This is a genomic window from Bacillus sp. HU-1818 (genome assembly GCF_022695965.1).
Lineage (GTDB): Bacteria > Bacillota > Bacilli > Bacillales > Bacillaceae > Bacillus > Bacillus atrophaeus.
The window spans coordinates 22,211-34,645 of the sequence record NZ_JAAPBE010000009.1; the positions used below are offsets into that span (position 1 = coordinate 22,211).

The window sequence follows — 12,435 nt, forward strand, 5'->3', positions numbered from 1 at the left end:
CCAGCCCCCATATCCTCGATACTTTTAGCATTATTACTGCATTGTATGAGGCGGGGGAATTGTTTAGAACAAGCCTATCCGCCGAGTTTTTCTTCCTTCAGAATCGTGTACATATTGGCGGCCTCTTCTTTTTTAGTCGTGTCTTTCAATTCATTGACTTGAACGGTAACGAGTTTTTGGCCGAAGCGAACTTCTAATTGATCTCCCGCTTTGACATCAGAACTTGCTTTTGCCTGGTTTCCGTTAATGGAAATTCTTCCTTGATCAGCAACTTCCTTTGCCAAGGTACGGCGTTTGATCAGCCGGGATACTTTTAAAAATTTATCGAGTCTCATGTTCTGATCTCCTCTCAGTTTCTTTTGCTTCATTCCACAATTTGTCCATGTCTTCAAGCGACATGTCCGACAGCTCTATTCCTTTTGATTTTGCTGTTTGCTCAATATACGAGAATCGCCGGCGGAACTTGTCATTCGTCATTGCAAGCGCTTCTTCCGGTTCTATTGTATAGTAGCGCGCTACATTGACCAGTGCGAACAAAACATCTCCAAATTCAGCCTTTAAGCTATGCTCATGAGGAACGTTCTCGGAAACCTCGGAGGAGAACTCCTTCATTTCTTCATTGACTTTTTCCCAGATGTCGCCGACGTCGTCCCAATCAAATCCGACTTTCGCAGCTTTTTTCTGAAGCTTTGCCGCTTTAGAAAGGGATGGGAGTGTTTTTGGCACGGTATCTAATAACGATGCTTCTGACGTTGGTTTTTCAGCTTTTTTTATCTCTTCCCAGTTGGCTAATACGTCGGTCTCGTCCTGAACCTTAACATCCTTAAACACGTGCGGATGTCTTCTGATCATTTTTGCGCTGATCTCTCTTATGACATCATCTATCGTAAAGTATCCCTCATCTTCACCGATTTGTGCGTGGAGGAGCACTTGAAGCAAGACATCCCCAAGCTCTTCAATCATATGGTCAGTGTCTTCTTCATCAATCGCTTCCAGAAGCTCGTAGCATTCTTCGATCATGTATTGTTTTAACGTTTGGTGAGTCTGTTTTTTATCCCATGGACAGCCGTCCGGTCCGCGCAGTTCCCGAATGATTCTGCGGAACGCGGAGAACTCTTGGTAAAGGAGCTTCTCTTCTTTAATCGGCGGAACATAAACACTTGTTAAATTATTAATTTCGACGCTGCGGTCAAGCTCGTACAGAGGGACGGTTTGTATCATTTCCTGACGGCTTCCCGCCGCAGTGACAATCACGACCTCATAATCGTCCGGAAGCTTTTCCATCAATGTCAATTTCACTTCTGAGGCTGTCATCTGATCGTATACCTGACAGATAATTAAGTGATGACGCAGCTCCAGCTCATCAGGCGTTAGGGCTCCCGCATCAACGAATTGAAGCCCTTCAATCGGGTCTATCTTCAGCGCGTTAAACGTAGCGTCAAGAAAGCTTTGGCCTCCGGCGACGGTTACCTTCACTTGTTTTTCCTCCTGCCGATCAACCAGCAGCTGGACGGTTTTTTCAGCCATAAAGGGGTGACCCGGCACGGCATAAACGATGTCTTGATGTGCTGCTTCCGCAAACAGGATGTCTGTAATTTCTTCGTATACCGCATCAAACTGGCCGTGCTTTTCGTAAATGTCGTCAAAAAACCGAATGTAGCCCGTTTCCTTTTCCAATTCTTCGATCAGGGGGTGGTCTTTTGTTCTGATATAGAGAGCCTCAGCCTTTGTCAGCAGCTTATGTACGCCCAGAGTCAACTGGTCCATATCGCCGGCCCCGAGACCGACGACTGTAATATTACCCGCCATTTTTTTCTCTCCTTCTTTTGAATTTGCTCAACTTGCTGCCAAAAGGCACGCTGTTCAGCTCTTCGTCCGTAAATATATTCATATTCATCATACAATAAATAAACACAGCGCCACCAATGGCTACTGCCGATAAACTCTCAACAGCGGCTATTCCCCTTCCTGCCTCAGGGAAAACCAAAGAACAGATATTCAGATACGCGAACAGGACCACTGACATCAAAAGCACTGAGCTAAGAAGCGGAAAAATGGAGCTTCCCAGATTTTTCAGCCACCCTTTTTGCCATAAACGAAACAGATTGAGCCCGGCGACTGCCGCAAAAGAAATGACTGTTGCAAGCGACGCGCCTTCAATACCGCAGCTCGGCACCAGAACGGAATTCAATATCCATTTGGCCGCTATTCCCGCACAGACCGAGATGGCGGGAAATATTGTATTTCCCGCTCCCTGCAAAACAGCTGCAGCGGTCACGGCAATAGAAGTAAAAAAGATAGAACAGCTGAAAATCTGCAAGGCCGCTGTTCCTTCGGTATTCCGAAACAGCATCATATTGACAGGTTCAAGTATACAAATAAGCCCTGCTGACGCCCCAGCTCCGATGACAAGAGAAAGCTTTAACGAGGACGTTATCTTTTCCTTTAATAACGACATTTCCTTTTCTTTTACAGCCTTTGATATATACGGTACCAAAGATGCCGCAATGCTTACGGCAAAAACGGTTCCGAGCTGAATAAGAGGCTGGCCGCGATCATAAATACCTTTAAGCCGCTTTGCTTCTTCGTCCGCTAATCCGTATGACAGCAATGCATACAAGTTTAGAGCATCCACCAGCTGGATCAAAATCAAAAGCAAACTGCTGACACAAATTGTCACGGAATAAAGCAGCAATTTTTTTATGATTGCAGTTGTTCCGACCACATCTAATTCTTGTGAGTTCTTATGTTCGACTTTCTTCGCTTTAAACCAAAATAAGCCTAATAAAAAGAGCGCCGCCATACTTCCGGCAAGCGAGCCGGAGGCCGCGGCCGCACCCGCGGCGTAGAGAGAGTACCCTTCTTTCACAATCCAAAATGACAATCCGAGCAAAACTGCAACACGCAAAAGCTGTTCTGAAATTTGTGATAACGCCGATGGCAGCATGTAGCTGATCCCTTGAAAATAGCCCCTTAAAAGGGCAGCGAACGGAAACAGGAGAAAGGCAAATGCCGCTACTTGTATTAACAAAGCGAGCTGAATGTCTCCCATAAACTGCGCTATCGGAACCGCGCCCGCATATAGAAGGATAAACAAGATCAAACCGACTGATGATAAAAACAACGCGGCTATTTTTAATATTTTGCCGCTGTTTTTTTCACCATAATCATTCATCAGCTTTGATATAATGACCGGAAATCCTGATGTTGAAAGCATAACCGCGATACCGAGAAAAGGATACACCTGCTGATATATATAAAATCCAACATCGCCGACAATGTTTTGAAATGGGACTCTGTAAACGGCGCTTAGTATCTTGGTCATCACACCCGCGAATACTAAAACAAAAGCCCCTTGCCACATCTGATGCCGTTTGACGTCTATTGAATCATTCATCCAAAAGCTCCTTCCACTTGCAGGGGACCTTAATGGTTCTCTGTTAAAACGGATAAAAACGAGCTTATTATAACATATCCCCAGGCTTGGAATCCTTTTTCAACCATATGAAAAAGAACAGCACATATGTGAGCTGTTCTATCATCGCTTAAGAATGTATTGGTTTCAGTAAATGGTATAAGACCTACTGTTCCATTTGACGAGCGAGAAAACCGGCTGCCGTTTCTACAGCTTTATGTTCTACCTCACCCAATGATTGATCCTTTGAAAAAATGACCACAGCTCCAATTGGATCGCCATTTGCCACAATTGGGCCGATGGTATAAGAATTCATGTCTTCATCAATGCCATCAAGAAGCTGCGCTGACTTGACATCACTCTCTACAACGGAGCTGCGCTGATCCATGGACTTCTCAAGCAATTCGCTTATTGATTTGTTCATATAGTCCTTTTTGGAACTGCCTGAGACTGCGATAAATACATCACGGTCACAAATCAATACAGAATGCCCAAGACTGTCATAAAGTGCGTCTGCGTATTCTCTTGCAAAGTCTCCAAGCTCGCTGATAGGAGAGTATTTCTTTAAAATGACTTCTCCATCACGATCAACAAAAATTTCGAGCGGATCACCTTCCCTGATTCTTAAAGTTCTTCGGATTTCTTTAGGGATGACGACCCGTCCTAAATCATCAATACGACGTACGATACCGGTTGCTTTCATCTCTCTGGTGCCTCTCTTTCATTTGATGATATATATGGGAAAGACCTAAAGCTGTCTACTTTATGTACCTTCCGCCTCGCTTGAAATTAGTATCCGTCACATCAAATGTAATATACACCAGAGAGTAACAAAATTTATGATGAAGCAATGGTTTGTTTTTTTACTTTTTTGAGGCCTTTTAGCATTCCGAGTACGGTTTCCAGCCATTCGTCTGTTTTTCTGCCTTTGGTTTGAATGGAGATTTTTAATTTTTTACCTTCCATTCCCAGTCCGATTTGTCTGCCGTATTTATTTCCCAGCTCGAACAATTTCTGACCGTCAATTTCGGCACTCGCAGACTCAGTAATTGTAAATCTGACCGCATCTTTGTCCTGCTTAATCAATTCGACCCGCTCATTTTTTGCGTAAACCTTCATTTCAGCGACGGTAAATAAGTATTCCACTTCTTTCGGATAATTTCCAAATCGGTCAATCATTTCATCTTGAAGCTCATTTTTTTCTTCAAGTGTTGCGACTGATCTAAAGCGTTTATACATATCTATTTTTTGTTTTCCGTCTTGTATATAGGTTTCCGGAATATATGCATCAAGTTCCACGTCAATTTCGGTTTCAAATTGCTCGGATTTTGACGTGTCTCCTCTGCGCTCTTCAATTGCTTCCTTAAGCATTTGCGAATAAAGATCAAAACCGACTGAATCAATAAATCCGTGCTGCTGAGCGCCAAGAAGATTGCCGGCTCCGCGAATCGTCAAGTCACGCATTGCGATTTTAAAACCTGATCCAAGCTCCGTAAATTCTTTAATGGCTTGAAGCCGTTTTTCCGCTACTTCCGTCAGCACTTTGTCTCTGCGGTATGTGAAATAAGCGTAAGCTACGCGATTGGAACGGCCGACACGCCCCCGGAGCTGGTAGAGCTGGGAGAGGCCCATCTTATCGCCGTCAAACACAATAAGGGTGTTCACATTCGGTATATCCACGCCTGTCTCGATAATAGTGGTGCTGACAAGAACGTCTGATTCCCCTTCCAGGAAATTAAGCATGACACTCTCTAATTCATTTTCTGTCATTTTCCCATGGGCATAAGCCACTTTGGCGTCAGGGACAAGCATGGAAATCTCATCCGCTTTCCGCTCGATGTCATCGACACGATTATATAAGAAATATACCTGGCCTCCTCGGGCCAATTCCCGTTCAATCGCTTCTCTTACAAGAGCTCCGTTATATTCAACAACGTACGTCTGCACAGGAAAACGATTTTCAGGCGGTGTTTCGATAACAGATAAATCCCTTACCCCGAGCATAGACATATGCAATGTTCTTGGGATCGGTGTCGCCGTTAATGTTAATACATCAACATTTGCTTTGATTTGTTTGATTTTTTCCTTATGCGTCACGCCAAAACGCTGCTCCTCATCTATGATGAGTAAGCCTAAATCCTTGTACACGACATCCTTTGATAAAAGGCGGTGGGTCCCGATCACCATATCAACAGTTCCGTTTTTCAAACCTTTAATCGTCTCGTTCGCTTCTTTTCTCGTCCGGAATCTGCTGAGCAGACCAACCGTAAGCGGATAGTCTTGGAATCGTTCCATAATCGTTTCATAGTGCTGCTGGGCCAATATAGTTGTCGGCACGAGTAATGCAACCTGCTTGCCATCTGCAATTGCTTTAAACGCCGCACGTATGGCGACCTCTGTTTTACCGTAACCTACATCTCCGCACAGCAGGCGGTCCATCGGCCGTTCTCTTTCCATATCCTTTTTGATTTCATTTATAGAACGCAGCTGGTCTTCCGTTTCTTGATAAGGGAAGGCTGATTCGAATTCGCGCTGCATTTCATGGTCAGGAGAGAAGGCGTAGCCTTTGCTCGCTTCCCTTTCTGCGTAAAGCTTGATGAGATCGTCAGCAATATCCTGAACAGAGGTTTCTACTTTTTTCTTTACGCGCTTCCATTCACTGCCGCCCAATTTGTAAAGCTTCGGCTCTTTCCCCTCTGAACCGACATACTTTTGGACTTGGTCAATTTGTTCAACGGGTACGTAGAGCTTGTCGCTGCCTTGATAATGAATGTTTAAATAATCTTTATGGATTCCATTGATTTCAAGGGTTTCAATTCCTAAATACTTACCGATCCCGTGATTCACATGAACGACATAATCGCCGACCTGAAGCTCTGAATAGCTTTTGATTCGTTCTGCGTTTGTAAGCTTTTGTTTTCTCGGCTTCTTTTTTATGCGATTTTTAAATAATTCTTCTTCTGTGATGACCGCAAGCTTCATCAGCGGCAGTTCAAATCCTGACTGAAGCTCGCCCTCCATGACATACACCTGTCCTTGAGCAAGGGCTTTTTTGTTATCAATCATAGCGGCTTCTATTTCATAATCAGCAAGCACAGACGAAAGTCTTTCTGTCCGCTCCTTATTTGCCCCTAAAAATACCACTGTGAAATTTGATTTTTTGAATCGTTCCATTTCACTTGCAAGGACATTCATTTGGCCATGGAAGCTTTGCATTTGTCTGCTGGATACATTGACGATGTTTTGCGGGCTCGTATGCTGTACGTGGCGCAAAAATAAAGAATAGTATAAAATAGGCCGCTGCTGTTTGGACACTAGATTTTGGAAGCTGAAGGACAGACTGATGTCATGCAGAATCTTCCCTTCCTCTAAAAGATTCGTCACAAATTCTGCTTCTTCTTTTTGAAGCTGCTCTTCCATTTCGTGAATTCGGCTGACTTCATCTAACAAAAGAAGGGTGTCAGGCGAAGTGTAATCTAGCAAACTAGCAGGTTTTTCATAAAAATACGAGAGATACTTCACTAACTCCTGATCTGTTTGGCCTTCTGATAGACGCTCTTTATCATGAGAAATATTCATGTGGAGAATCTCTTTTTGTTTATCCGCCTTTACCTTTTTCAGGCTGGCAGCAAGCCCTTTATCTATTTTTTCAATCGCACGGGCTTTTTCCTCCGCTCGGATAATCAGTTCTTTCGCCGGACCGATATTGACGGAAGTAAGCGTTTCAATTGACCTTTGATCATCTGAATTAAAGGTGCGGATAGAATCAACTTCTGTATCAAATAATTCGATCCGTACCGGATGTTCAGCTGTTAATGGGTAAATATCTATTATTCCGCCGCGAATACTGAATTCACCGGGTGCAGAAACCATATCGGAACGCTCGTACCCCACTTCTACAAGGCGTGCGGACAGCTGATCCGGCTCTATATCTTCACCAGTTGTAATTGTCATTTGGCTGTTTTTCCAGACATCGACGGGCGGAAGCATTCTTCTGACCGCTGCCACAGGAGCAACGACAATCGGCGTTTCACCAGCCGTCAATCTGTTGATAACGTCAAGACGCTGTGCACGCAGTTCAGGGCTTGCCACTGCAATTTCAGAAGAAATCAGTTCATTGACCGGGTACAAAAGAACAGACTGATCCTCCAGGAGAGCAGTCAAGTCTTCCGTTACTTTCTGGGCTTGATACAGATTATGCGTGATCAAAAAAATGGGCTGATTGATTTTCTCCGAAAGGGCGGAAGTAAACACAGACCGCGCGGAACCTGACAGACCCGCGAGCAGTTGTTCCCTTAAACCCTCGTGTAAACCGTTTACGATGGATTTAAAGTCATCGCTTTCTTTAATAAAGGTTTGAATGTTATCCATATGGCCCCTCCTCTCTGTTTCCTTTAAGAACAGAAAAATGCTTTGGTCTAGTGTCTACACCAAAGCTTTTTATTGAATAAATGTTTGATATTCATGAAAATGCGGATTTCGTTCAAGAGCCTCTTGGCAGTCTTCACAAATTGTAAGAACATGGACATCTCCATTATCTTTATAAGAAATCATATCGTTTCTTTCCTCATTTGTTAAGTGATGAAATCCAAGTAAATCCGTTGTGACGAGTGATTGTTCAAGGCTTCCTACTTTGACGCCGCAATGTCGGCAGTAATAATGCAAAGCCATACGCCGAACCTCCTGATAAAGTCGTTTTCAGCTAGTATGGGCTTCGATTATTTATCTTATACATTCGCGTTAAATTCGTTCATTACCTCTAAAAACGGTTTGCTTAATGAAGCCTCACAAGCTTTTACTGATTTTGAAATCGCTTCATCGATGGCAGGCGCTTCTTCTTTTGTGAAGGCTCCTAACACATAGTCAACTACTTTCATACCATTTACAGGACGTCCGATTCCGATTCGGATTCGGTCGAATTCAGACGTGCCTAAATGCTGAATGAGCGACTTAATGCCGTTATGCCCCCCGGCGCTGCCTTTCGTCCGTAAACGAATTTTACCTGCCGGCAGATCCAGATCATCATAAATCACTTTTAGTTCTTCATTTCCCACATTATAATAATCCATCAACGGCCTCAAACATTCTCCTGATAAATTCATATATGTAAGCGGTTTAACAAGTAGAACCTTTTGCCCGGAAACAAATCCGGTTCCGTACAAACCATTAAATTTAGTCTGATTCAGCTCAATATTCCATTCCTTTGCGAGCTCGTCTATTGTCATAAAGCCCACATTGTGTCGCGTATTTTCATAATTCTTTCCCGGGTTTCCCAGACCGGCAAGCACAAGCATGGCGAATCCTCCCTTAGTTACGTAAGCCCGCGCAGGCGAGCTATAATTCTTCTCATTCTAGCACAAAAGACGTAACCGCGGGAGGGTTACGCCTTAAGCCATTATTGATTTTCGCCTTCGCCTTCAGGCTGACCGCCCGTCTGTTCCTCTTCCTCCCCTTCAGCCGCTTCTTGCTGCTGAGGCGGAAGAATAGAAGCCACCACTTCATCTGACTCATGATTAAAGGAGTATTCGCCGTTAGCTGATAAGTCTGCAATCGTCAACACATCGTTAATATCAAGACCGGATATATCCGCCTCAATGGATTGCGGTATCGCTTTTGGCTTAGCTTTTACAGAAAGCTCATACAGCGGCTGCTGCAATACGCCTCCCTCTTTTACTCCGACTGATTCTCCAGTCAAATGAATAGGAACATCTACTTCAATGTCTTCACTCATATTCACAACTTGAAAATCAGCGTGAGTGACTTCGTTTTTTAGCGGGTCAGTTTGAAGCTCAGACACCATCACGGCATGTTTCTTGCCGTCGATGTCAATCGTAATAATCGTGTTTTTCCCTTCATCCCGCAGTGTTTTAATAAGTTCTATACTGTCTAGGGAGACGGGTGTGTTTGTCGTTTCTTTACCATATATAATACCTGGAACATGTCCTGAAGTACGGATTTTTCGAAGAGATGAACGTTTAAAATCCGTTCTTTCTTTTGCTTTTAAAGTTGCCATATTCAGCACCATCCTATTATCGTTTTCTCGTCCTAATAGAACAATACCCATAACGATTAGGATTTAAACATCGGCGGCCGAATTAGCTGAATAAAAAGCTGACAGATTGCTTTTCGTGAACGCGGATAATGGCTTCTGCCAAAAGCGGTCCTACAGAAAGCTGCTTGAATCGCTCAATTTTCTTTTCTTCAGGAAGTTTGATGCTGTTTGTCACAACAAGCTCCTTGATTCTTGAGTTATTGATCCGTTCAACAGCAGGGCCGGATAATACAGGGTGTGTACAGCACGCATACACTTCTTCCGCCCCGTTTTCAACAAGCGCATTAGCGGCAAGCGTAATTGTACCCGCAGTATCGATAATATCATCAATAAGAATAGCTGTTTTGCCTTCAATGTTACCGACAATATTCATGATTTCCGCCACGTTTGGTCTCGGACGGCGTTTATCAATAATCGCAATTGGCGCTTTCAATCGGTCTGCAAGCTTGCGCGCACGTGTCACTCCGCCATGGTCAGGAGAAACGATCACGATATCCTTAAGGTTCTTGCCTTCAAAATATTCTCCTAAAATCGGAACACCCATTAAGTGGTCAATCGGTATATCGAAGAAACCTTGGATCTGCGGCGCATGAAGGTCAAGCGCGATGACACGGGTCGCACCGGCAGTTTCAAGCAGATTCGCAAAAAGCTTAGCCGTGATCGGTTCACGCGCTCTTGCCTTTCTGTCCTGGCGAGCGTATCCGTAATATGGAATGACGATATTAATGGTTTTCGCAGAAGCGCGTTTTAGCGCGTCTACCATAATCAGCAGCTCCATGATATGCTCATTCACCGGGTCACTTGTAGATTGAATGATATAGCAGTCGCATCCGCGAATACTTTCTTCAATATTGATTTGGACTTCGCCGTCGCTAAATCTTTTAACAGAGCACTTCCCTAACTGAACTCCAACATTATCCGCAATTTCTTTTGCAAGCTCTGGATTAGAATTCAAAGAAAAAATCTTTAAATTCTTATCTCCGTATTGATTAGACATGGATAAACCTCCGATTTTAGGATTGTTTTTTATGAATTTTTTTCACATAGTCATCTTTATTTACTTGTCTTGCTCTGGCAATGGCAAGCGCTTTGCCAGGCACATCCTCCGTTACCGTTGAGCCGGCAGCTACATACGCGCCTTTTCCGACTGTAACAGGAGCGACTAAATTGGAGTTGCAGCCAATAAAGGCGCCGTCTTCAATTTTCGTCAAAAATTTATTTTTCCCATCATAATTAACAGTAATTGATCCGCAGCCCAGATTCACATCCGCGCCTACTTCAGCATCACCGACATAACTTAAATGAGAAGCCTTGCTTCGGTCTCCGAATTGAGTTTTCTTAACCTCAACAAAATTGCCGATCTTTACCTCGTTACCGATAGTCGATTCCGGTCTGATGTGAGCGAACGGGCCTATATTGACATCATTCCCAACTTTACTGTTATTGACAACTGATTGTTTAATAACAGTGCGGCTGCCGATTGAGCTGTTCTCAATCTCTGAATGAGGACCGATGGTTGAATCTTCTCCGATTTGAACCCGACCTTTGATCACGGTTCCGGGATAGATTACAGTATCGCTTCCGATGACGGCTTCCGGGGAGATATATGTGTTCATCGGATCAATCAGGCTTACGCCGTTTTGCATATGCCATTTATTAATCCGCTGTTTCATAAACAATTCTGCCTGAGAAAGAGCGACTCTATCATTAACTCCGAGCGTTTCTTGGAAATTACCAGTCTGGTAAGCAGCAACAGTTTCGCCTTCATTTTTAAGAATTTCAATGACATCAGGAAGGTAATATTCGCCCTGCACGTTGTCGTTGGAAACCTGTTCGATGACACGAAAAAGAGCCTCGTTATCAAAACAATACGTTCCGGTATTGATTTCTTTCACAAGACGTTCCTGATCTGAAGCGTCTTTATGTTCCACGATTTTTTGAACCGCTCCGCTTTCACTTCGGATGATGCGTCCGTATCCGGCCGGATCATCTGCTACAGCGGTCAGAATCGTTGCTTTTGCGTCTTTTTCTTTATGTTCCTTCAGCATTGCTTCCATTGTCTCTGCAGTTAAAAGCGGTGTATCTCCGCATATAACAATGGTAACTCCTTTTTCACCTGTAAGAAAAGGTTTTGCCTGTTTGACAGCATGGGCTGTTCCAAGCTGTTCGGCTTGAAGCGCATACTCGCTTTTTTCTCCGAGCTGCTTCTTCACATCTTCGGCTCCGTGTCCGACAATGGTAACAAGCTTAGCTAAAGATAATTTGAGAGCTTCGTCTACAACATGCTCCACCATAGGCTTACCGCAAACTGGATGAAGGACTTTATAAAGCTTTGATTTCATTCTCGTGCCTTGTCCAGCCGCTAAAACAACTGCAAACCGCTTATCCATTTAATGGCCTCCAATATCCCTTTTATCCATAGAAAAATATATCCTAAATATGCGTTGATTTCAAGGAGACTTCATTAAGTGCAAGAATTTTCTATGTAGCGGGTTTATGATTGAAAAATCAGAATTAAAAAAGGACCGCTAAATAGAGGCCCTTTGATCAGCCGTCTAAGCAGTCCTTGCTGTTTGTTATTTTATTAAGAAGCCCCAGCTTCTTCATATTCTAATGCTTCAGTGTCACCCAAACGATGGTACTCATTTAACACAGCATCTTGAATCTTTCCACGTGTGCTAGAATTAATGGGATGAGCAATATCGCGGAACTCTCCATCAGGGGTGCGTTTACTCGGCATCGCAACGAAAAGACCATTGTTTCCATCAATCACACGAATATCATGTACGACAAATTCGTGATCCAGCGTGATGGATGCAATCGCTCTCATGCGACCATCGGTATTCACGCGGCGTAATCTTACGTCAGTAACTTCCACAGTAGTTCACCACCTTTTCCCTATATAAAAGCATTAGTCTAACAATTCCACGATTCTTTTTAAATTCCTGCTTAATTCAAAAATATTTTT

11 protein-coding genes are annotated in these 12,435 nt (G+C 43.6%); all 11 read right to left on the reverse strand.

The annotated features are described in order from the left end of the window. Positions 1 to 74: 74 nt before the first annotated feature. The 11 genes from GXP75_RS20795 to spoVG all read right to left on the reverse strand — a co-directional run bounded on the left by GXP75_RS20795 (position 75) and on the right by spoVG (position 12,345). On the reverse strand, positions 75 to 335 hold the full coding sequence (locus tag GXP75_RS20795) for an RNA-binding S4 domain-containing protein (RefSeq protein ID WP_242557758.1): 261 nt from the start codon (positions 333 to 335) through the stop codon (positions 75 to 77). Further along, positions 322 to 1,809 carry a bifunctional methyltransferase/pyrophosphohydrolase YabN gene (yabN, locus tag GXP75_RS20800; RefSeq protein WP_242557759.1) on the reverse strand — a complete coding sequence of 496 codons (1,488 nt, stop codon included), beginning with the start codon at positions 1,807 to 1,809 and terminating at the stop codon, positions 322 to 324. Before yabN ends, GXP75_RS20795 begins: the two co-directional genes overlap by 14 nt. Beyond that, on the reverse strand, positions 1,799 to 3,397 hold the full coding sequence (locus tag GXP75_RS20805; RefSeq protein ID WP_242557760.1) for a putative polysaccharide biosynthesis protein: 1,599 nt from the start codon (positions 3,395 to 3,397) through the stop codon (positions 1,799 to 1,801). The genes yabN and GXP75_RS20805 overlap by 11 nt, the downstream gene beginning before the upstream one ends. Before the next feature lie 184 nt (positions 3,398 to 3,581). Continuing rightward, positions 3,582 to 4,118 (reverse strand): stage V sporulation protein T, encoded by a 537-nt coding sequence (gene spoVT / locus GXP75_RS20810; RefSeq protein WP_061571124.1) that lies wholly within the window; start codon positions 4,116 to 4,118, stop codon positions 3,582 to 3,584. 134 nt (positions 4,119 to 4,252) lie between these two features. Beyond that, entirely contained in the window at positions 4,253 to 7,786 is a 3,534-nt protein-coding gene (gene mfd / locus GXP75_RS20815) for a transcription-repair coupling factor (RefSeq protein ID WP_242557761.1), read from the reverse strand. A 69-nt stretch (positions 7,787 to 7,855) separates the two neighbouring features. Further along, positions 7,856 to 8,086: an anti-sigma-F factor Fin gene (gene fin, locus GXP75_RS20820; protein ID WP_003328578.1), complete on the reverse strand. Its 231-nt coding sequence runs from the start codon at positions 8,084 to 8,086 to the stop codon at positions 7,856 to 7,858. 56 nt (positions 8,087 to 8,142) lie between these two features. Further along, entirely contained in the window at positions 8,143 to 8,709 is a 567-nt protein-coding gene (gene pth, locus GXP75_RS20825) for an aminoacyl-tRNA hydrolase (protein ID WP_242557762.1), read from the reverse strand. A gap of 101 nt (positions 8,710 to 8,810) precedes the next feature. Next, on the reverse strand, positions 8,811 to 9,428 hold the full coding sequence (locus GXP75_RS20830) for a 50S ribosomal protein L25/general stress protein Ctc (protein WP_242557763.1): 618 nt from the start codon (positions 9,426 to 9,428) through the stop codon (positions 8,811 to 8,813). 82 nt (positions 9,429 to 9,510) lie between these two features. Beyond that, positions 9,511 to 10,464 (reverse strand): ribose-phosphate diphosphokinase, encoded by a 954-nt coding sequence (locus GXP75_RS20835; protein WP_010787401.1) that lies wholly within the window; start codon positions 10,462 to 10,464, stop codon positions 9,511 to 9,513. A 16-nt stretch (positions 10,465 to 10,480) separates the two neighbouring features. Beyond that, entirely contained in the window at positions 10,481 to 11,857 is a 1,377-nt protein-coding gene (gene glmU, locus GXP75_RS20840) for a bifunctional UDP-N-acetylglucosamine diphosphorylase/glucosamine-1-phosphate N-acetyltransferase GlmU (RefSeq protein WP_242557764.1), read from the reverse strand. Positions 11,858 to 12,051: 194 nt separating this feature from the next. Beyond that, complete coding sequence (gene spoVG, locus GXP75_RS20845) at positions 12,052 to 12,345, reverse strand: septation regulator SpoVG (protein ID WP_003328583.1); 294 nt, start codon at positions 12,343 to 12,345, stop codon at positions 12,052 to 12,054. Positions 12,346 to 12,435: the final 90 nt, after the last annotated feature.

Bases quoted from the DNA above. Each gene is read 5' to 3' on its own strand.
- GXP75_RS20795 (WP_242557758.1), bottom strand. From the start codon at position 335: ATGAGACTCGATAAATTTTTAAAAGTATCCCGGCTGATCAAACGCCGT.
- yabN (WP_242557759.1), bottom strand. From the start codon at position 1,809: ATGGCGGGTAATATTACAGTCGTCGGTCTCGGGGCCGGCGATATGGAC.
- GXP75_RS20805 (WP_242557760.1), bottom strand. From the start codon at position 3,397: ATGAATGATTCAATAGACGTCAAACGGCATCAGATGTGGCAAGGGGCT.
- spoVT (WP_061571124.1), bottom strand. From the start codon at position 4,118: ATGAAAGCAACCGGTATCGTACGTCGTATTGATGATTTAGGACGGGTC.
- mfd (WP_242557761.1), bottom strand. From the start codon at position 7,786: ATGGATAACATTCAAACCTTTATTAAAGAAAGCGATGACTTTAAATCC.
- fin (WP_003328578.1), bottom strand. From the start codon at position 8,086: ATGGCTTTGCATTATTACTGCCGACATTGCGGCGTCAAAGTAGGAAGC.
- pth (WP_242557762.1), bottom strand. From the start codon at position 8,709: ATGCTTGTGCTTGCCGGTCTGGGAAACCCGGGAAAGAATTATGAAAAT.
- GXP75_RS20830 (WP_242557763.1), bottom strand. From the start codon at position 9,428: ATGGCAACTTTAAAAGCAAAAGAAAGAACGGATTTTAAACGTTCATCT.
- GXP75_RS20835 (WP_010787401.1), bottom strand. From the start codon at position 10,464: ATGTCTAATCAATACGGAGATAAGAATTTAAAGATTTTTTCTTTGAAT.
- glmU (WP_242557764.1), bottom strand. From the start codon at position 11,857: ATGGATAAGCGGTTTGCAGTTGTTTTAGCGGCTGGACAAGGCACGAGA.